The organism is Lacipirellula parvula, from assembly GCF_009177095.1.
GTDB lineage: Bacteria > Planctomycetota > Planctomycetia > Pirellulales > Lacipirellulaceae > Lacipirellula > Lacipirellula parvula.
Genome location: NZ_AP021861.1, coordinates 3389616 through 3409606, shown reverse-complemented (window position 1 = coordinate 3409606; position 19991 = coordinate 3389616). Strand labels below are relative to the sequence as shown.

Sequence of the window (19991 nt, the reverse complement as noted above, 5' to 3'; positions counted from 1 at the left end):
GCCCCATTTTCAGGCCTGTCTGGCCGCGTATTTGCAGAGGCTATACTATGGCGGCGTCTAGTTGTGCGCAAAAGCGGGCGTCGCGTATGCCCGCCTTCCCCGGCCCGGACCTGTTTTGCCCCATTCGCATCATTCCATTCTCGAGCAGGCCGGCCTTGCCAGCGGATTGCTGACGCAGGAGCAGATCGACCGCGCCTGGCACGAGATGGTCGATCCGCTGCGATCGGGGATTCAGTCGCTCAAGAACCTGTCTGACGACGTCCTCAGCGAGCAGTTGATCAAACTCGGCTATCTCAACCCGTGGCAGGCGGAGCAGCTGCGACACGGGCGAACGAAGTTCACGCTCGGGCCATACCGGATTCTCGACGCGATCGGCCACGGCGGCATGGGATACGTCTTCAAGGGCGAGCATTTTCTGCTGGGCCGGATCGAAGCGATCAAGGTGCTGCCGAAGAGCCAGATGGATCCGCGGTCGATCGACGCCTTTTGCCGCGAGATTCGTGCGCAGGCTCAGCTCGACCATCCGAACTTGGTGCGACTTTCTTACGCGGATAAAGAAGGCGAAACGTACTTCCTCGTTTCTGAGTTTATTCCGGGGAGCGATCTGCGGCGGCTCGTGCGGCGGCATGGAGCGCTCTCCGAGAAGCAGGCAACGCTGGCGATTTCGCAAGCGGCCGAAGCGCTTGCCCATGCTCACGAACAGGGGCTGGTCCACCGCGACGTGAAGCCAGGCAATCTGCTGGTGACGCCGGAGGGCCTGACGAAGCTGACCGACCTGGGACTGGCGTCGTTCTCGTCCGACGCGGCGCCGGCGGCCGACGGCGGTCCGCGGCATATCGTGGGGACGCCCGACTTTATCGCTCCGGAAGCGATCACCAATCCAGGCGACGTGCGGCGGTCGTGCGACATCTACTCGCTGGGTTGCACGCTTTACTACGCAGTGACCGGCAAGGTCCCCTACCCTGGCGGCGCGACGCGCGACAAGCTGCGGCGGCATCTCGACGAAGCGCCGATCACGCCGCTGCGATTCACGCCGAACCTCGATCCGCAACTCGCCGACCTCATCGCGCAGATGATGCACAAGCGGCCTGAGGAGCGGATCGGCTCGGTTGCCGAAGTGGTCGACCGGTTGCGGCGCTGGACTTCGACCGCCGATGAGAATAGTTGGCGGCAGATCGGCCAGTACGCGGCCGACCCTGGCGAGAAGTCGTTCATCGCCGGCAACCTGGCGGATACCGTCGCCGTGGAGGCGGGAGAAATCGATACCGGCGAGCAGACGCCGAGCCGTTCGGCGCCAGCGATGCCGCTGGCAGGATTGCCGGTGTCGATGAGCGATTCGATGAGCTACTTCATCAGGCCGAAGGCCAACGAAGCGGCTGCCGCGAAACTGTGGGAGCAAGCCGGGATAAGCTTCGGCTTGTTTATGCTGCTCGGGACGGCGATTTTGGTGGCGATCGTCGCGGCGGGGCTGACGATCTTCACTTAGCCCCGGGCTCTGCCCGGGGGTGGGGCTCCATACCGGTAGGCATTGTCGCGCGGAGCGGAGAAGCTTATTCAACAGCAAGTCGCCGGAAGCGCGGAGCAAATCAACCCCTGAGGTCCCCTCCCCTTGAGGGGGAGGGTTAGGGAGGGGTGACGGCAGCGGGTACCAGGGTTCCACCCCCTCCCCAGCCCTCCCCTCAAGGGGGAGGGAGCCAGAACTTTCAAAAAATGGCCCCAGCCTGCACTTGAATGAGCTCCAAAGCCCGGAGCTACACGGATGTAAGAGGAGTTCTCCGTTAGCTCGTCGGCGGTTCGGCGGCTGGCGCGTCGGACGGCTCTTCCGCAGCGGGAGCCGTGGCGGCCGCATTCACTTCGTTTTGCAAGTCGGTGATGGCGCGCGTACTGAGGAACTTCGACAGCATGTCGCGCGTCGCGCTGAACATCGAGTCGATGCGTCGCTGCACCGAAGGGTCGGTCGATTTTGGAATGCGACGCGAGGCGTTGTCGATCGTGCGACTAAAGACCGAGGGCGACGGCAGCGCGTCGAGCTGCGACATCAATTCCTTCGCGTCGTCGACGCGGCCATTCTTGAGCAGCGATTTGACTCGGCCCATCATGATGGCGCGCCGCGCGACGAGGTCGATCAATTCCTCACGCACTACTTGCGATTCAGCTTGAGCCTGCAGCCGCGCGACGTTGTCGGCAATCGGCGTTTCTTGCTTAGCGCCGCCGCTGACGACCGGCACTTTCGCAAGCACCTGGCCGTCGCTGCGCAGCAGCACCATCGAAATGTTTTCCGCGCCGGGCGGGACGACGGCGACGCCGTCGCGATCGGTGACGCCGATTGGCGTGTTTTCGTCGTTCGGGCCGGCCAGGAACACTTCATAACCGGCGAGGCCTTGCGTTTTGTCCGTACGCGAATGGAACCGAACCGGAGTCGGTCCGGGCGTGTTTCGCACGCCGATGGCGACCTGCTGCACCATGCCGCGCTTGGCGCTGCCGAACGGGAGGCGCGAGCCGCTAAAGATTTTTGCGGTGGGGGCGGCAAGATCGTCGATGGCGAGATAAGTCCACGCGACTGGTGCGATGCCGTTTTCCATCAGCTTCCCGGCGCGGTCGGTCCGCCGGAGCAGCGGCAAATACGCATCGCCGTGCGCGACGAACGCCTCTTCGCCGGAAGGGCGCGGCAACTTGCTGCCTTTGAAGCGTAGTTGCACTTGCTCCTGGTTGCCCTCGATCGGCTCGATCATGGCGAGGGGCGAGAACGTTTCGCGCAGCAGCGCGAAGCAAGCTTCGTCGAGGAACGATTGCTGTTGGATGAAGCGCGTCCGCACGGAACTCCAGCGGCGCAAGAAAAGATCGAATTCCCGGCAGGAGAGTTCGTACCCCGCGGGCGTCGTCTTAACGCCAAGCCATAAGAGTTTGTCGACTGCCAGTTGCTCGGGCGTTAGTTCCGCCCAGGGGACTTCGTTGAGCGCGAAGCATTGCCGCCGCTCCGCCGGCGTCGCGGCGGAGTTCGCCGTAAACTTCCAGAGAGGGCGGAGGGTGGCTTCGACGCGATCGCGAACGGCTTGAACGAGTTGCGCTTCGAGACCGGGCTGCGGACGCGCGGCATCGTCGCAAGCAATCACGGCGGTCACGGCGTAGGGGGTGTACTCCCACGGCTGTTGGTCCGCAGCATTTGCGGAGCCCGCCATGCTGCCGAGCGTCGCCAAGATCGCGCACAGTAGTCCCCGCACCGGCTTGGCCAGCGGCGTGGAGCGAGTTCGCGTCTGTCTTGCTTGCAACTGCACGGCGGATCCTACTCGAACGCCTTCCGCCACTGCGGAAGGTTTTGATAAAGCGTGACCGGCGCGTCGCCGACCTGCGTGAGCGCTTTGCGATGGGCGAAGAAATTGACCGTCTGCCACAACGGGATCAGCGGCAAGTCGTAGTGCGAGATGCGATGAATCTCGCGCAGCTGGTCGCGGGCCTGGCTCCAGTTTTCGGCGTGGTCGAGTTGATCGAGCGCGGCCGACATCATGGCGGTGGCGCGACCGGCAACGCCGTTGGAGCTCAGCAAGCGACGCGCGTCGTACACCGGTTCCCATACGGCCAGCTCGACGTAAAGCAGATCGTACTGTAGATCTTGCGGCGGCGCGGCGCCGGCAAAGGTTTTCAGCGTGACGGGGATCCCGATCAAGTCGAGTTGCATCTTGATCGATTGGCACGCCAGTTTGGCGACGGGATCGGTTCCGTGAGCAAGCACGAGCGGCGTCGGCGGCGCTGGCTTTTCCTCAGCGGGCGCTGCGGCGGCTTCGGGCGACGTTGCAGGGGGCGAGGGTTCTTTCGCGGCGTCGGGCTTCTTTCCTTCAGCCGCCGCGACCTTGGCCTTCGCCGCCTCTTCGGCCTTCTTTTTGTCGGCAGCACGTTTGGTGAGCGTCGTCCGGGCCACGGCTGCCAGCAGAGCAGCGAGCCGCGGCTCGTACGGTCGCGGTAGCAGCTCTTGGTTGTAGGCGTACCCTCCCGGATCGTTCAGCGCGACGCCGGCTGGGAATGGTCCGCTCAAGGTGCGGAAACCGGGCTGCTGTTCGCCGCCAAGGATGATGTCGCGAACAATGCCGTTCGCATCGATACCGTAGTTCAACGCCCGGCGGAACTCGCGCAGTTCCAGCAGAGGATTGGCCGGATTCGGAATCAGGACATGCACCGTCGGCAAGCGGTAGGGGACGACGACAACGTCTCGCGAGTTCCGCACCTGATTCAGCTGCCACGGCGGTACCCGATCGATCGCGTCGACGTCGCCGCGGAACAGGGCGTCGAGCGCGGCCTGGTCGTCTTCAAACACGGTTTCCACCACCAGCCGCGGCTGACCAGCAGCGTTGGCAGGCGTGCCGGTTCGCTGATAGGGCCACTCGATTCCATTGCGCTTCGCCGGCAGCGGCTCGAACCAGAGTCCGGGCGTCTCGGCGGCGGAGCCCAGCCAGCGCAACGGGAGTTGCAAGAACGACTCTGGCCGGACATGCGGGCGGCGCCACGCCAATTCCACGTCCCGTCCGTTCACGAGATTTATGCGATCGACTAGCGCGGCAAAATCTGATTGCTGGCGCGAGTTGCCCGCTTCGGCCATTTCGGCCATGCGGAGGGCGAGTTGGCCTGGGGTAAGGCCGTGATCGAGGGCTGCCGGAGTGAGCGTGATCGCGGTGCGCAGACCGTCGTCGCTTGCTTTCACTTCTGCCCAAGGCGATGCGTACACGCCGCCTTCGGCTCCGAAGTCAACCATCTCGACGAGCCGCGGATTGACCATGCCGCTGACTCTCGCGACAGCCCAGGCGGGGGTTTGCGACATCACGCCGCCCGTCGCCGCTTGCGTCACGCCGACGCGAATTTCGGGGGCCGTTTCTTGGATTTGCTTCCACAATTCGGCGCCGCCGGGGATCTCGGGCATGATCGACCGCGCGAAGTTAACGGCGTCTCGCGCTTCCGAGTAGTCTTTCCGATCGAACGCGCTACGAGCCCGCGTCAACTGGGCGTTCGCGTCGCTGACAAACTTTGCTTGCCAACGGGCGATGTTCGCCAATTGCAGCTGCGGGAAGCTGGCGCCGAGCGCATCGACCAGCAGTCGTGCAGCGGCGTAGTTGTGATTTTGCAGTTTCTGATTGACGAGGTCGTCGCTCACGGCTTGGACGGCGTTGACCAAGCGCGGATACTCCGCATTCCGCTCGTAGAGCGCCACGAGCGCAGGCCAGGCGTCTTCGTACCGTTTCTCGGCGTAGGCCGTCGACGCTTCCCGCCACAGGTGCGCCTGGAGGGCCTGCTCGAGCCCAGGCAGTTGCGGGTAGTTTGCCGCTAAGAACGCTAGGTAGTTGAACGCTTCGCCGAACTTGCCCGCGGCGGTGAGGCGGTCGGCCTCAGCCAACAGCATCTCTTCGAAGAGTTCGACCTTGGCAATGGAGGACCACTGCACCGTGTAGGGAATCGACGGGTGGCTGAGGCGGCGGAGCTCGAGCGAACCGCTCGTCGGGAACGGCGACGGGACTTTTCGATCGGGGAGTTCGAGCAGGACCGTTTCGATCTCGAGACCCTGATTCGCGGCGTCGAGCGTGATCTTGTCGAACGGCGGTCGCTCGATGAGCGGCACGGGGATTTCGACCGACTCTTCGGCAGCGGCTATTGCGGGCGCCGGCTTTTCCGCAGCCGCAGGCGTCTCGCCGGCCGCTTCCTGGCCGTAACCGATGCGGCCGGCGACCAGCAGCGCGCATGCGAGCGTCAATCGCGTTGCGAGAACGCGAGCAACGGAATCAATGCGAGCGAGCAGGCGTGGCATAGCGGCTGTCGGAGACAAAAGCGAATTCTACGGGGTGAAAGTTACGGCTGTATTTCGACGACCAGCAGCGTGCCGTCCGCAGCGGTGACGAGCAAGCGCTTTCCGTACGGCACGGGGCCGGCGGTGAGCGTTTGGCCAACGTCGACGTAGCTGGCTTCCGCGCCGTCGGCGAGTGAAATTTTCGAGACGCCGCCTCCGCCATACAGCAGATAGGCTTGGCCGTTATCGATCAGCGGCTTTCCGGTCAGCGCGCCGTGCGCGAGCTTCTGGCGCCAAACGACGGCGCCGTCGACGCTCACGAGCAACAACTCGTTCGCGTCCGTCGCGACCACGACGCCCTTGGCGACGGCGAACGGCCCCCAAGTCACCCGGCCCCCGAGGTCGGTTGCCTCGCCAGGCGCGAGATCTGGAACGGTGAAGCGCGCGAGTCGCCCGGCTTCGTTACCAACGAAGGCGGTCGAGCCGACGGCGGCGAACGGGGAGTTCAACGGCGACGGGCCGACGTCGACGCTGGCGGCCGCTTCCAGGTGGTTCTCCGGTTCGGCGACGCGCCGCAGCAAGTAAACTTTCGAAACGCCGTCGCTGACGATCAATTCACTTGAAGACGAATCGCCGATAGCGGCCGGGGCAAGCCAGCGGAATTTTTGCCCAGGCGTCAACTCGGCTTGAAACGGCGCCCCCAACGGCGCGGAGTCGTCGGCGTTGTAAAGACAGATCTGCCCAACTTCGCTGGGTGCGGCGAAGCTGTCGCCCCAAGCAGCGAGTTTGCCGCTCAGCGGTCCGGGCAGCGTTGCCGAACGGAGTTGCTGGCGGGGATCCTGCAGCTTGAAATGGATAATTTGGTCGGCTCCGTCGCCGGCGAGCGCGAGTCTTCCGCTTCCCAAATCGAGCGCGTCGTTGAACACAGGCGGACGCAGCGTCGTCGTTTCGAGATGGAGCGCCTCGTTCTGCACGCGACTAACGAGTGCTTCTTGATCGAGAACGTACACGGCGCCGGAGGACGATCCTGCCACGACCTGCTGCGTGCTCGCATCGATCACGGGGGCGCCCGCGGCGGGAACGGCGATGGCTGTTTCCCACAGGGTTTTGTTGGCGGCGACGTCCATCGCCGCCACGATCGCCCCCGCTTGCCGCGAGGGGCGGCGGACGTGAACGATGAGATTGCCAAGCGTTTGCAGCGGGTAGTCGAAGACGTCGCCGCGGTAGTCGCGCGCGATGCTGCGAACCGGTAGCTGATTTCCCGTCGGAAGGATGGCGAGTTTTGTCAGCTCGCGTGCGGCCAGCCAGAGGTGCCCGTCATGCAGCACGCTGAATCGCGCTAACTGCTCGCGGTCCTGAGCTTCGCGGGAGGCGAGTGCGGTAAGCGACGATTTGTCGTTCGCAGCGGAGACCTCGAACACGACCGCTTGCCCTTGCGTGGTGACCGTGGCAAAACGGCGGCCGGCCGATTGCAGCGGCGTCGTCACCAAACCCGATAGGCGATACTTGGCGGCGTCGGCGTTCGCCGCTCCCTGATCGTTGAGCGCGATGACCCGCACCTGGCAGGTTTCGGCGCCTGAATTGTCGGCGACGACGACTTTGTTGAGAATGGCGATGGGCGGCGTCGCTGCTCCACCGGCGGCGTGCCCCAGATAATAGACGCCGACGCACGCAAACTTGTCGGCGGACAGCGTGTAGAGATTGGAGTGTTCGCCGAGCACATAGATGCGATCGCCACGTTCGTTGACGGCGGGAGGCTGGCGAATCGGCTGGGGGAACTGAACGAAGCCGAGCATCTCGCCACTAGCTTGGTCGATCACATAAACGCGGCCAGCTTCGCTGGAGACAAGCAGACGCTCTCCTAACGTCACCGGCGTGGCCAACTTTCCTTCAAGGGGCAAGCGCCAAGCGAGTTTGCCCGTCGTCGCCTGGACGGCCACGAGTTCATTTCGTTGCGCATCGGCGGCGGCGACGAGACCGGAGGGAAGCACGACCGGTTGCGACGTGCTACCGAATCCGACAAACCGCCGCCACAGCAGCGAGCCGTCGCGCGAGCTCATCCCGTACAGGCCCCCGTCGATGCGGACGACGAATGGCGTCGCGGCGCCTTCGGCGGCAGGGCCGCGGCGATCCGCCAACGCGACCTCCGCGATGACGTCGCTCTTCGCGGGCGTGACGATGGCTGCTTGGCGCTGTTCGACGAACTTAATGGCGGCCTGCTCGGCGACGCCCACTTTGGCGACCATTTCGACGAGGGCCGGGTCGCCGTCGAGCGATGCGTGCGTCAGTAGCAGCGTATCGCGAATCTTGAGGGCCTCGGCAGGTTTGCCTTCCGCGGTCACGGCTTCCATCTGCTTGAGCGCTTCGGCGAGATCGACTTTGCGCTGCAGGCGGGATTTCGCGAGCGCGAGCGTCTCTTGAATCGCCGCGATTTCGCTCAGCTTTCGCAACTCCTCGGGGATGTACTTCGTGTTGGAAGCCATCGCCAAGACGTTTTCGGCTTGCTTTAAGCGCTCGGCGACCATCGCATCGTCGCCCCCGCGATCTGCTTGGCCAGCGAGCCCCTGCGCGATGCGGGGGAGCAGCGAAGACAAATCTTGCTTCGCTTGCGTCACGCTGTTCGTCTGCTCCTCGTTTGAGATGAACGCCGGCTCGTTCTCGATCGCGGTAATCAACCCGGGAGCGGCTTCGGCGGCGCCGGAAAAGTCTCCCGCTTCCGCCTTCTGCCAGAGTTGCGACAGGTTGACGCGAACTTTGGCCTCGCTGACGTCTTTGTGATGGGCGTACTTGGTGACGAAATCTTGGTAGAGGACGGTCGCTGCCGCATAGTTGCCTTGCTTGAAGGCGTCTTCCGCCTCGACGAGCGCCTTGTCGGCGGTTTCGCGGAAGAGCAACCACCACAGCACGATGCTGCCGACCGCCATGACGGCGAGCGCCCCGCCGCCGATGAGCAGCAGCGGCGAATCCCATTGGCTGGCGGAACCGTCCTTGGCTTTGGTTTTCGTTTTCTTCGGAGTCGACTTCTTGGCCTTCGGCTTCCGGCCCGACCCGCTGCGGAGCATGCTGCCGGCGGCGCGACGCGACGGTTTGGCTTCGGATTCGCCGTCCGTTTCGTCCGCGGTCAATTGGTCGCCGTCGTCATCCAGCGCCGGCATTAACGGCACGGGTTCGTCGGCGTCGAACAGATCTCCTGAAAACGCCGCCGGCGGAACGAGCGGTTCCGGCTCGGCCTCAGGCGTCGGTCGCTCGGACTGCGGCGTTAGCCGCTCGGCGGATTTGGCGATGATCTCGTCTGGCAGCGGCGAGAGCCCCAGAATGCTCGATTCCGCCTTGTCGCTGACCGTGAGCGTGGTTTCGAGCAGTTCCTTCGCCTGATCGCGCGTCACCAACTCCTTCTTCACCAGGTATTTGAGAATCGACTTCGGCGTAATGCGCGAGTCGCCCTGCTCTGATTTGGCGCGCAGTTGCCGAGTGACGCTCGCGGCGACTAGCGCCCGCTGTTCGAGCAACGTGATGAAGTCTTCAGTGGAAATCACGGCGGCAATCCGGACCTGACGTTATGCGGTAAAACGGCGACTCAGGAGAATTAAAAGTACTTCTGGTCGACGACGACGAAGCGATAACCACTGCTGTCTTGCACGACAGTGAACACCGTTTCGCGAATCTTGTTGGCATCATGCGACTTATGGTTCGACTTCTCCATGTGCGCTTTCTCAAGCGTGTAGAGGAGTTGGTCGATTTCATTGGGGTAGAACAACAGGGCAATGGGGCCGCGCTGCAGCGTGCCGGCCTTGCGAGCCAGATCTTTCGTCAGCGCCGGCATCGGGCCGTCGGCGGGAAGCGTTTGCCCCCAGCTGTTGTATACCGCAGGCTCAGCCGTTTCGACTTGCGGCGTCCCGTTCGTGAAGCCGTACGCGACGTGCACTTTGTTGTCGCGCCCTAACACGCCGATACGAATTTTGTATTGATCGAGCCATTTGGCGAAGTCGGCGGGCGATTTCGGCTCGAAGCGAATCTTCCAACGCTGCCAGCGCGGCACGCGTTCGATGACGCCGTCGCCGCCGGGGCCTGGCTGCCGGCCGTCGCCGACGCCGCTTCCTTTGCTGGCCTGGTCGGCTGTGCCTTGGAGCGACTGATCGGTCACGGAGGCGTCGCTGATGATCGAGTCGCTCAGCAGGTCGGTCGTCATTTCAACGGCCGCTAACGTATCCTCCAGGTTTGGCTCCACTAGTTCCGAGCCGTCCTCTACGCCTGGCGGGTCGGGGTCGGTGCCGAAGCCGCCGTTGGCGGTGGGGCTAGTCGCTTCCATGGGGACGAACGCGATTTCGACCACTTCTTCGCGGTTGAACTTGTCAGCGAAGAAAATCATCGCCAAGCCGCCGAAACTCGTGCCGAAGATTACCAGGAGCGTGATCACCAGCGTCGCCGCCTGCTCGTACGAGCTGACCTTCAGCGCAGCCTTTTCGGCTTTTTCGCTGGCTTTGGCCGGCTGTTCAGGAGCGGGTGGCGGGGCGATAGCCATAAGTGTTGCGGGAAGCTGGTGAACTAGGCGTTGCGAGAGGCTGGAGGGCCTGCGAAGTGAATTGTTGCGTTCATAACGGACAGCGACGGGGGCGGCGTCTCTATTCTACGGCATCGGTGACCGCCAGCCGCATATCTTCCATCCCGACGTCGGCGCCCGAATCGAGTACCATCACCGCCGTGCCGTGGCTGGCCTTCGGATTGCAGGTAATCATCATCCCCGTCGGCTGGAAATCGCGGTTGCGGAGGTCGCGCAATTTGACGCGGAGGCTCTGCGAGCCGAAAACTTGCTCATCTTCGACCCAAACGGTGTCGTCGGCCTCGATCGTGACGGCGACGAAGCTTGGGTCGTTCGCCATGTCGGGCGCCGCCTGAGACACCGGCGCCGAGGTCTTCTTCTGAGGCTGCGGGAGCCCGATGACCGACTCGACGGCACTGAGCGAGGTGACCATGAAGAAGATCAACAGGAAGAAGACAATGTCGACCATCGCCGTCATGTCGATCAAATCTTCTTCGTGCTCACCGCCCGACGAATTGAGCAGGCCGTGAGGCGAACTGGCGTGCGAATCGCTGGCCGGTTTGCGGCGTGCGGCTTGCTCAGCGGTGGGAACTTTGATTTTCGCGCGGCACTTCGGGCAGGTCCGTTCGCTGCCAACCAGCGACTCCGGCGCCGAGAGCTTTTTTCCGCAGATAGGGCAGGCGAAGGAAATCGTCATGGCTCGTCGATCTCCGTGACGCCCGCGTGGAGCTTCATGCCTTCGATAGCCGCCGCCAGCGAGATACGGTTGACCTGTCCTTCCTGAACCTTCGCTTCCGCCTTGATCAGGACGTTCGACTTGCCCTCTTCCAGCGCTTTTTCGACGTACTCGCGCACCCGCAGCTCTTGCTGTTCCGGATCCGTGATTTCTTCGCCTTCCTTGCCGTTGCCGAGGTAGACGCTCACCGACTCGCCGTCGAGGCTGCCGAGGACGGTGATGCGCACGGCCGTATCGCCGTCGAGGGCGGAGACGTGCCGGGCGGTCGGTTGCGCGATGTCGCCCATCGAGGCGGTGAGAAACGAAACAAGGAAGTAGATGTTCATCATGAACACCAAGTCGATCATGGCCGTGATGTCGAACTCGGCGTCGTCTTCGAGCGAACGGCGCGCGAGCAGCGTATCGCCGCCGGCGTGATCGCCTCCCAAGTTCATTCCTCCGGAATGCATACTCGCTCCCTACGCCTACGACCGGTGCTTCAGGGCGTCAAGAATACGAACCAAGCCGGCGCCGAGCGCATCTTGGAACTTCCGAATGCGGTTGTTAAGACTCGCCATCAGGAAGTTGAACGGAATGGCCGTGAGCAGTCCCATCGCGGTGCAGATGAGCGCGATGCTGATCTCTCCGGCGATTTCCGACGGCTGGATTTTGGCGCCGGTGCCGATGCGCCCGAACGCCGCCATCATGCCGAGCACCGTTCCGAACAACCCTAGCAGCGGACCGCTTTTGATCACCGTCGCGATCCAGCGGGAGCGATACTCCAGGTCGCCGACGATGTCGCGTTGGACGACTTCCGCAACGAGTTGCCGGAGCTGTGTTTCGTTTAAATCGCGATTGGCCACCGCCATATAGGCTAACTGCGGTAGCGCTCGGGAGTCTTCGGCGCACATTTCCTCAACGGCGTCGTATTGTCTCGCCTCAATCAGCGGCAGCAACTCGTCCATCAGCTCCGCTTGATCGTCGTGCGTTTTGAAGCTGAGTTGCTTGATGCGTCGAAAGCCGAGAACGAGGTGGTAAAGCCCCCAGAAGAAGTTCAGCGCGAGGAACCCGTAACACCAATCTTCAAGTACGGAAGCAAAACTATTGGCGACGTTCATTCTCGACTGCCTTCTACGTATCTTAGTAAGTTTAAAATCTCAAGGAACGCGAGCGTCGTGTCTCGCATCCGCCGGCAACTCGCGCCGCCGAACGACTAGGGAAGCGGCGGGGCGTCGGGCCGAACGGTCCGATACCATTCTTTCCAGCGTTCGATGGCGGCACGCCGCTCGGGGTCTTCAAAATTGTCGGACGGGCCGTAACCTTCGAACCGCCGGCTGACCGATTTGAGCCCGTCGCGAGCCTCGCGAACGACCCGCCTGTCGGGATCGGTGAGCGCGAAAATGAGCGTCGGGGCGTATTCCACGTCGCGAAGTTGCGACAGCGCGCGAACCGCCATGATGCGAGCTCCCGCCGGGCCGCTTTTCACGACTTGCTGCAGACGCCGGGCATCGGCGGCGGTGACGTTGTCGACGCTAAGCGCTGCGGGGCTGTCGAGCAACTCGTCGAGGGCGGCGGAATTTGAATCCTCTAACATCCCCATCAGCTGATCGGCTTCGGTCGTCTTGTGCTCGACGATCAGCTTGCCGCCGCGCAGTTTCATCTTTGATAGATCGCGCGGCAGGCCGCGTCCGCCGACGAGCGTGCCTTCGCCGAGGCTGGCCTCGATGCTTTTCTGGGTCGAGCGCAGCAGAAAAAGGACGGAGAATGCGGTCGCACAGGCATTGCCGGATTCGTCGCTCCAGCAGCCTTCTGGCTGTTGCGACTTCTTGAGAATTTCAACGCCTTGGTTGTACCACTCAGGTTCTTCGGTAGCCGTGCCGTCAAGGTACTCTTGGAAACTGCGGAAACGCTCGATCGAGTATAAGTAGTAGCTTTTGTATTCGTGGACTTCGAACGTGAAGTTCTTGTCAAACCATGCCGAGCCGGCCGCGACGCACTCGGTGACGCGCTGCGGCTCAATGCTTCCGCGCGGGAGCGTCGGTGCGCGGGCGGTCTTCGACGTCTCAACGCGTTTCAGAGCATCCGGCAACTCATCGCCGGCGGCGGTCAGATTCGCTTCCTGAGGAGGCTTGAGAATGCCGACGAGGTTTCCCAGGATGAGCGTACCGCTCATCCCGGCTGCCGCCATCGAAACGCCCGGCTTGTCGGGTTGCTCAACCAGCGTGAAGTTGCCGGGATCGATCCCCTGATACCCCCACACGCCGGACGGATCGCGCGTCCGCATAATCCAGTTCAAGCAGCGTTGCACGGAATCTGCATCAGGACTGATGCCGTGATTCAAGAGTTCCCAGTAAGCCAATGCGGCGTATTGGGTTTGCGACGTATCGCCGGTCGGCACGCCCTTGTAGCTGAAACCGCCGTGTTCCTTCTGGTGATCTTTAAGCTGCTTAAGGTATTCGTTGATTAAGTCGCGATGTTTAACCGCATCGAGTTCCGTCAAGAAGATGATGGCGATGCACTTGCCGTAGATGTAGTTACGTTGCTGCTCTTCGGTGACTGAGCGCCGGCACCACTCGACGGCTTCCTCAATTTTCGGATGATCCGCGGGCATGCCGCGTTTGAGAAATGCCAGGGCAATCAGGCATTGTCCGCCAACTTCGGGATGCGAATTCGCCTCGAGGTACTTCAGCCCTTTGTCGATCAACGCGACAACTTCCGGGCTTTCCGGCGTGTAGGCGTGAGCGCCGCGCGGTACGGCTAAAGCGAAGCTGAATAGTGCCGCATACAAAACCGCCATCATGGCGGGAGGCGCGACCGCAACCGGAAAAATGCGCACGCGCTCCCTGACCGCGGACCTGCCGCAGCGGCGCGCATCGATAGCAACAGCGGCCATCATCGCGTGGCGTGCCTCAAACTAGCTTCTGTGTTCCGTTACTCGGGACGCTGGCGACTCGGTGCTAACCCGTTGCCGCTCCTCAGAGTGAGTCGTCCTCAAGTCGTCGCCCGCCATGCCTCAACGGCTGGCGACGATGCCTGCATCCATGCCCGGAAGCATGTCTCGCAAGCTATTTATCGTAGCTGCCATTTTCGCGTGATGTCAAGCAGCTGGGCCGCCCAAGTGGACCGTTCGCACGGGTTATGCCATGCGTTGGAGACTCATTGGCCAGCGGCCGCTTAATAGCCGAAAAGTCTTCTCTACGATCGCGTCTCGCCTCATTGACAGCGTGCGTTTCGCTCTTTAGGATGCGCCGTTTCGCTGGTGCTTGCGCCACGGGGACAGGTAGCTCAGTTGGTAGAGCAATGGACTGAAAATCCATGTGTCGCCGGTTCGATCCCGGCTCTGTCCACTTTCTAACTTCTCTACTTAGCTCGACTTACGGCCAGCAATCCTGGCCTGCTAAGTTCTCAGACTGGCCACTGTTGCTAGAAGTGTTGCTGATCGTCGCCCACACGGTATCAGCAACGTCGTCTGCCTCTAAGTTGACGTAGTACTGCATCGTCGTCTGGACAGAAGCGTGCCTCATTAGCTTCTGCAGAATCGCTGGCATGACACGGCGCGCCCACCGGTAACCAAACGCTCGGCGTAGATCGTGGGCCGAGGCGAACTTCGTGGGGTTGCCGGTGCGTGCATCGGCATCGACCACGATCTCCGCCGCTTGCCCGATTTTGGCAATAATCTCGCCAACGCGATGGGGCTGCGGCGTTGGTGCATCCTCGCGGCGGGCTTGCGGCTCGAACACACGTGCCTTCTGAAGCTCGGAGGGCACGCTCTTCAGCAGTTCCGCGAACTCAGGAGCCATCGGCAGACGTCGATCGCGACGTCCCTTCTCAAGTTCGCCGCGAATCATAAACATGGGCCATTTGCCATCCATATCGATGACATGCCCACGGTAACCCGCCCAGAAAAGCTCGCACGCTTCCTGCAATCTCAATCCAGACCACCACAGTCCTTTCAGTAGAAACTGCCACGATTCCGCAGCAGCGTCACCGACCACTGAAGGTGTGGCGGCGAGCATCTTCTGGAACTCGGCGTCAGTCACCGCCCTGCCCCGCATCAGCTTAAATCCCTTGCCTCGCTTGATGCGGGGTAGCTTTGGCGCGTGGCTGATCACTCCCCACTCCACGGCTGCGTTCAACGCAGCTCGCATGTGAGCCAGATAACTGACAGCCGTATTGACGCTACTCGTTCGGAGCAGCTCGTCTTTGTAATAGGCCAATCGAAGATCTGAGAGATCGCCGAGTTGACGCGGACGGCAGATCGCTTCGATTGAATTGAACACACTAATGACCTTTTGAAGCGTCTTCGGAGCCTGCTCTTGCGAGACCTGTCGCTCGTATCGCTCGCGGAATGCCTCCCATGACATGTTGTTAGAAGTAGCATGAATGCCTTCTTGAAGTTCGGCCTCCCATCGGGCTGCTTCACGTTCGGCTTCACGACGATTCGCCGTTTTTGCTGAACGCGAGACTCTCTTCCCACTGCGGGGGTCGATATACACCAGAAGATAGTTTTTGCGGTCGCTGTATTTCACAGCGCGCACGATCGGATTTAGGTTCATGGTTGCCTACAGGAAAGCAGCGTTCCCCCCAGACGGGCGACGCTTGTGAAAGATGGAGCCAAGCTGACTACTGGCTTGACTTGCTCGATTCCGAAGAGAGGAACCGGATAATCTCTTGCCCGGAGATGTAACGGCGCTTGCCGCTCTCCATGACGTTTAGTCCGCGCCTAGTCGCCGCGCGGTAGGCGGAATCCGTCCACCCGAGACGGCGCTTCGCCTCATCGACGCTGTAGAGTTCGTGAATCGAAATGACTCCGCCTACGAAAAAGGTCGGGCGTGTTCCGTCGCCCTGAGAACTTGATTTTGCTGGCATTGAGGCCTCCTGAGTCAGCATGTGTGCCAACTAAGAGGGGAATACCGGACGAAGCTTTAACTCCGCCGTTTCAAGCGGAATTACCTTGAGTTCTCGTAGGATTGGCAATGAACGATGCCACTGCAGGTCGTGCTAGCTTTACCGAGACTCACCGAACTTGCAGGTCAAATGGCAGTTTTTACAGCGGAAAGACATCGACTGCGCCTGACAGGAAAGGCAGAGCCATTCTGACGAATCGCATTCGCAATCCAACGTTCCATCAGCGACCAGCATCTCGATCAGACGCTCAACATCAATGTCGCTGCGGGGCGATGTTCCAGTCGAAGCTGCTGATTCCGCTCCGCCTCGTCGAAGTGCTCTCGAAGGACTTCGCTCTCGGTCGACCCGACGTCTCTCTTCCACCATGCGAGAGTAGAACCAGAGCATCGTATGGAATTCAGTAACGGCGCTCTCATCGCGAACTCGAAGCGACTCGATGGTGCCCTCGAAGAATTCCAGCTTCTCACGCAAAAAAATCAGTGGCAAATTGTCAAAGTAAGCCATTGGGTAGTAGAGCGTACGGAACAGGACGCGATCGAAAGGTACTCCTGCCTCATCGAGGCCGCGTTCGACATCAGTCATTAAGGCTTGTACCAATGGCGATAGGTACTTCATGGCGCAGATGCCCTGCTCGTCGAGGTAGCGGTGCACCAGCGCAATCGCATCACCTTCACTAGCCTTCAATGGCCTTGATAGCTGCTTGGCTAACGTGTTGCCACTACCCAAGAGCCATTTATCGAACGTTGCGATATCTCGCTTTGATTTAGCCGCAATGACAAGTGCCTTAATAAGCCTCTCTTCAATGAGTGATCGGGACACATCGTCCAGATCAGGGCTGTTTTGCCGAGCTAACAATGCGTCACGAACTAGCTCCGCCCCCGCGCTCGTATCACTAGCCACCCATGGGTGTCTCCTCGCTGCCGCAGACATTCCGTAGTGCAGCTTCTGTGCGTACTTTTTGCTAGACACACCGAGTTGCATCGCACGCGCAGCTCCCGGCCCCAAGAGCTCCCTGTTAAGCTTTGAGTCGTGCCGCGATGAGGCTGAGTCTCCCTCATTCCAGGGAAGAATCACTTCGCCTCGCCCGTTTAGATAGTCTTTTCGCGTGTTGAATCGCCGCGAAGAGTAGGACTTGGTCCGATGAAACCGACGAAAAAGAAACCACATAATTGAATACGAATCGTTCGCATAGTCGCTCCAGGCCTCTGGGTTCTCTCGAGCGAATATTTCCCGCCCGTAATGCCAGACCATGTGGAAGAAAAGATGGAGCGGCTCGCGTTTCGCCGCCGCGTCGTCGAGCGGCACTATCGCTGCTAAGGCGCCCTCCCTCTCGATCAACAAAAACTTCGGCTCGACATGTTCCGGAAAACCACATCGCAACTCGTCCTCCGGATACCAACGGAACTTCTTTACACTGCGGGTATTCGGGACGAACTTGATTGCTGGCAACTCACCATCGTCACTTGGGAAATGTATCGTCCCCCAACGTGGTGTCGTGGAGTCTGTCACAATTGCCTCACTCATTGGCTGATGCGTTTAATTTTTTAAACATCATGCGCTGGTATTATCGCGATGCGATCCACACCTCATCGGTGACGGAGAATCCCATTAACAAGCGTGGACGCCCCCTGCATACCAACCTACGCGAATTGGACTCCGAATAGATCTAATCCGACTGCGTTGCTGGGGAAATACTAGCGAACGCGTAGAGTCGAGAAGTGTAGGTGCGACTCTTTCAGCTAGCAATTGTGGGTGCGGTCACGCTGATGGCCGACCACTAAATTCCCCGCATATGTTTGTGACACGTTTATGAGGCGGATTTAGCTGGCAAACTTCCGCAGATGGGGCGGACTACACGGAACTGCGAGGGCCGCAATGTAGTGGTCAACCAAGCGGGGTTTTGCCGAGCCCGACCGCAGCGGAAATTCCGTACTTTCGGCGCGACAGGTCAAAAAGTTACGCACGTCGCAATCGTCGGTCCAGTTCCGCCACTGCATCGAGAAACGGCGTCCCAATCGCCTTACAGATCTCTCGGAGCTCCAAAACGTCGATTCGCCGTTCTCCGAGTTCGAGTTTACTGACGAACGACTGGTGGCGTTTCAGCTTTTTTGCCATGTCAATTTGGCGTAATCCCGCCTTACTTCGGAGTTCGCGCAGCAGAGAAACGAGAATTTTGTGCTCTCGGCTGTGAATCTGCTTTTCCATGTCGCGGGCCTGAATGTGGCCGCGACGATATATCCCGCTTGAGAATATCCCAAATATGGATATCGTGGAGCTGGCTGAGGCTTTTCATCTCGTCGGGGACTCTACGATGTTTGGAATTCTGAAACCCGCCTATCGCGAGCTTCATGGTCGCGACCGTGTTGCATATTCGTCCATTTACTGCAACCTTTGCGGAGCGCTAGCGGCCGAATACGGACTCCCTTCGCGCCTACTGGTGGTCCATGACATCGCTACGTTGGCTTGGCTTCTCACAACGGGAGAAACCAGAGAGATGCCGTTCAATCGAGGCAATTGCCTGCGAGGCGGAGCGGGGCGCGTTAGACAGGGTGGTCTCCCCCCTCTCCTTAAGTACCTCGCAGCAATTTCAGCCTTTACACTTGGAGTGAAATTGCAGGACGATGAGCGAGACCAACGCAACTGGCGCAATGCAATCGTTAACGCTACGTATCAGAGAACTTTCAATCGATCGTCTCAGAAACTTCAGCAAGTCGGTGCAGACACCAATCGGCTGCGATCGGCTTTGGAAGAGCAATGCGTTTTAGAAGCACGCTCCGAATCAGAGCTCGAATGCGCAGCAGCGCCGACTGCTCAGGCTTATGCTGCCGTTGTGCATGAAATTCATAGGCTCGGTGCGCCACGTGCGGATTTCTCATTCGAGCAGCGAGAAGCATTGGGGGCCGCGCTCGGAGCTACGATATACGCGATCGATGCTTTCAGAGACTATGAGAAAGATCTGGAAGGCAGCTACAACCCACTGTGTGTACAAGCTGCCAAGGCTGCCTCAATGCCGCAGACTGTTCGAGGAGATGCATTGAGGTTCATCGAGAACTGCCTTGCTTCCGCCAGTGGCGTCATCCGAACGCTTGATAACGCTACACACCTGCGCTGGAATGCCATTGCAGCTCATCTATTGGGCTACTTACGGCCACTTCCAGAATTCATAACGCTCAGTACAAGGTGTTACGTTCCGTGTGAGCATGGCGTGGTTGCGTTCGACGACAAGGAGTGCACTCCGGCGGTTTACGGCTGCCTGTGCTGCTGTTGCTTGGGCTTAAACTACTGTTGCACTTAACCTCTGATTGAAGTACCAGCGACTGGTTATAATGGCGATGGATCGTCTTGAACTTTAAAGGCGAACATAATGCCCCGCCCTCGCTTCACAATGCGAGTTGCACTGGCCGCCACGGCAATCGTGGCGGTGATCGCGTGGCAATGGAGCATCGTGTACCAACGCAGAGCGTTCCTTAGCGACGCCCGCGGCCTCACGCTCTCGGAAATCTATTGGATGAATTCGAATTGGGCTGACGGCCATCACAAGCCTCAATTCGCGCCTGGCTACTTTCGGTTGTTGCTCGGCGACGACAGCTACGGAGTCGTACTCCTGCAGCGAAATTGCTCTGACGGACTTGTGGCGAAAGGACAGGCGTTATTTCCAGAGGCACTTGTCGAGCAAGAGCCCCACAGGTGGTGATCTTCGCCCGCTCATCCCTGCGGGCGCCGAAGGCGGCGGGAAAACGAGATTACCCTTCATCCGGGAATAACTTGAGGCGCGGATGACACCAGCCCGTAATCCTGTCCATCACGTCAAGGATGGCGTCGTACTTTCGCTCATCAGCATCCGAATGATGCTGCTCTCTCGACTCGTCGCACGCCCGAAATAAATCGTCCTGCGACATTCCGGCATCTTCAAGGTCGCAAGCAAACGCGAGCGCAGCCTTAAACGCATCCGGCCTAACCAGTTCGATCTCCAATCTGGCCGCTGCTTCGTCAAATCGCATGTTGCACTCTCTTCGTAGACCGGTGTAGCAAAGACAACTAGCGACTGAATCACCCCCGCC

Annotated in this window: 15 protein-coding genes and 1 tRNA gene; 4 read left to right on the top strand and 12 right to left on the bottom strand. The window is 60.5% G+C overall.

Annotation, left to right across the window (positions count from 1 at the left end):
• Window positions 1-115: 115 nt before the first annotated feature.
• A complete protein-coding gene (locus PLANPX_RS13440; protein WP_152099226.1) occupies window positions 116-1486 on the top strand; it encodes a serine/threonine-protein kinase in 1371 nt (456 codons plus the stop codon).
• A gap of 292 nt (window positions 1487-1778) precedes the next feature.
• Here the strand turns inward: PLANPX_RS13440 and PLANPX_RS13435 are convergent, their stop codons facing one another.
• The 8 genes from PLANPX_RS13435 to PLANPX_RS13400 form a co-directional block, all read right to left on the bottom strand.
• Window positions 1779-3275, bottom strand: a complete 1497-nt coding sequence (locus PLANPX_RS13435; protein WP_152099225.1) for a hypothetical protein — start codon at window positions 3273-3275, stop codon at window positions 1779-1781.
• 8 nt (window positions 3276-3283) lie between these two features.
• Window positions 3284-5788, bottom strand: a complete 2505-nt coding sequence (locus tag PLANPX_RS13430) for an ABC transporter substrate-binding protein (protein ID WP_152099224.1) — start codon at window positions 5786-5788, stop codon at window positions 3284-3286.
• 41 nt (window positions 5789-5829) lie between these two features.
• A complete protein-coding gene (locus PLANPX_RS13425; RefSeq protein ID WP_152099223.1) occupies window positions 5830-9303 on the bottom strand; it encodes a PQQ-binding-like beta-propeller repeat protein in 3474 nt (1157 codons plus the stop codon).
• Window positions 9304-9353: 50 nt separating this feature from the next.
• The gene (locus PLANPX_RS13420; protein ID WP_152099222.1) at window positions 9354-10289 is read right to left on the bottom strand and encodes a hypothetical protein; all 936 of its coding nucleotides are present in this window, start codon (window positions 10287-10289) and stop codon (window positions 9354-9356) included.
• A gap of 100 nt (window positions 10290-10389) precedes the next feature.
• Window positions 10390-11004 carry an ExbD/TolR family protein gene (locus tag PLANPX_RS13415; RefSeq protein WP_152099221.1) on the bottom strand — a complete coding sequence of 205 codons (615 nt, stop codon included), beginning with the start codon at window positions 11002-11004 and terminating at the stop codon, window positions 10390-10392.
• On the bottom strand, window positions 11001-11492 hold the full coding sequence (locus tag PLANPX_RS13410) for an ExbD/TolR family protein (protein WP_152099220.1): 492 nt from the start codon (window positions 11490-11492) through the stop codon (window positions 11001-11003). The genes PLANPX_RS13415 and PLANPX_RS13410 overlap by 4 nt, the downstream gene beginning before the upstream one ends.
• Before the next feature lie 15 nt (window positions 11493-11507).
• Window positions 11508-12140 carry a MotA/TolQ/ExbB proton channel family protein gene (locus tag PLANPX_RS13405; protein ID WP_152099219.1) on the bottom strand — a complete coding sequence of 211 codons (633 nt, stop codon included), beginning with the start codon at window positions 12138-12140 and terminating at the stop codon, window positions 11508-11510.
• Window positions 12141-12235: 95 nt separating this feature from the next.
• Complete coding sequence (locus PLANPX_RS13400) at window positions 12236-13822, bottom strand: hypothetical protein (RefSeq protein WP_172992052.1); 1587 nt, start codon at window positions 13820-13822, stop codon at window positions 12236-12238.
• Window positions 13823-14296: 474 nt separating this feature from the next.
• Here PLANPX_RS13400 and PLANPX_RS13395 point away from each other — a divergent pair.
• A tRNA-Phe gene (locus PLANPX_RS13395) sits at window positions 14297-14369 on the top strand.
• Window positions 14370-14396: 27 nt separating this feature from the next.
• Here PLANPX_RS13395 and PLANPX_RS13390 read toward each other — a convergent pair.
• From PLANPX_RS13390 to PLANPX_RS13380, 3 genes are all read right to left on the bottom strand, one after another.
• Window positions 14397-15578 (bottom strand): tyrosine-type recombinase/integrase, encoded by a 1182-nt coding sequence (locus PLANPX_RS13390; protein WP_152099217.1) that lies wholly within the window; start codon window positions 15576-15578, stop codon window positions 14397-14399.
• Between the two features lie 451 nt (window positions 15579-16029).
• On the bottom strand, window positions 16030-17379 hold the full coding sequence (locus tag PLANPX_RS13385; RefSeq protein WP_152099216.1) for a hypothetical protein: 1350 nt from the start codon (window positions 17377-17379) through the stop codon (window positions 16030-16032).
• Between the two features lie 507 nt (window positions 17380-17886).
• Window positions 17887-18135 carry a helix-turn-helix domain-containing protein gene (locus PLANPX_RS13380; protein ID WP_152099215.1) on the bottom strand — a complete coding sequence of 83 codons (249 nt, stop codon included), beginning with the start codon at window positions 18133-18135 and terminating at the stop codon, window positions 17887-17889.
• 13 nt (window positions 18136-18148) lie between these two features.
• On the opposite strand from PLANPX_RS13380, the gene PLANPX_RS28440 reads away from it, so the two are divergent.
• Both PLANPX_RS28440 and PLANPX_RS13375 read left to right on the top strand, forming a co-directional pair.
• Complete coding sequence (locus tag PLANPX_RS28440) at window positions 18149-19225, top strand: DUF5685 family protein (protein ID WP_420844077.1); 1077 nt, start codon at window positions 18149-18151, stop codon at window positions 19223-19225.
• Between the two features lie 90 nt (window positions 19226-19315).
• Complete coding sequence (locus tag PLANPX_RS13375) at window positions 19316-19624, top strand: hypothetical protein (protein ID WP_152099214.1); 309 nt, start codon at window positions 19316-19318, stop codon at window positions 19622-19624.
• A 49-nt stretch (window positions 19625-19673) separates the two neighbouring features.
• Here the strand turns inward: PLANPX_RS13375 and PLANPX_RS13370 are convergent, their stop codons facing one another.
• Window positions 19674-19931 (bottom strand): hypothetical protein, encoded by a 258-nt coding sequence (locus PLANPX_RS13370; RefSeq protein WP_152099213.1) that lies wholly within the window; start codon window positions 19929-19931, stop codon window positions 19674-19676.
• Between the last annotated feature and the right edge of the window lie 60 nt (window positions 19932-19991).

Excerpts from the sequence above, each read along its gene's own strand:
- PLANPX_RS13420 (WP_152099222.1), bottom strand. The coding sequence starts at position 10,289 with ATGGCTATCGCCCCGCCACCCGCTCCTGAACAGCCGGCCAAAGCCAGC.
- PLANPX_RS13405 (WP_152099219.1), bottom strand. The coding sequence starts at position 12,140 with ATGAACGTCGCCAATAGTTTTGCTTCCGTACTTGAAGATTGGTGTTAC.
- PLANPX_RS13410 (WP_152099220.1), bottom strand. The coding sequence starts at position 11,492 with ATGCATTCCGGAGGAATGAACTTGGGAGGCGATCACGCCGGCGGCGAT.
- PLANPX_RS13390 (WP_152099217.1), bottom strand. The coding sequence starts at position 15,578 with ATGAACCTAAATCCGATCGTGCGCGCTGTGAAATACAGCGACCGCAAA.
- PLANPX_RS13370 (WP_152099213.1), bottom strand. The coding sequence starts at position 19,931 with ATGCGATTTGACGAAGCAGCGGCCAGATTGGAGATCGAACTGGTTAGG.
- PLANPX_RS13415 (WP_152099221.1), bottom strand. The coding sequence starts at position 11,004 with ATGACGATTTCCTTCGCCTGCCCTATCTGCGGAAAAAAGCTCTCGGCG.
- PLANPX_RS13375 (WP_152099214.1), top strand. The coding sequence starts at position 19,316 with ATGCGAGTTGCACTGGCCGCCACGGCAATCGTGGCGGTGATCGCGTGG.
- PLANPX_RS13430 (WP_152099224.1), bottom strand. The coding sequence starts at position 5,788 with ATGCCACGCCTGCTCGCTCGCATTGATTCCGTTGCTCGCGTTCTCGCA.
- PLANPX_RS13380 (WP_152099215.1), bottom strand. The coding sequence starts at position 18,135 with ATGGAAAAGCAGATTCACAGCCGAGAGCACAAAATTCTCGTTTCTCTG.
- PLANPX_RS13400 (WP_172992052.1), bottom strand. The coding sequence starts at position 13,822 with ATGATGGCGGTTTTGTATGCGGCACTATTCAGCTTCGCTTTAGCCGTA.
- PLANPX_RS28440 (WP_420844077.1), top strand. The coding sequence starts at position 18,149 with ATGTGGCCGCGACGATATATCCCGCTTGAGAATATCCCAAATATGGAT.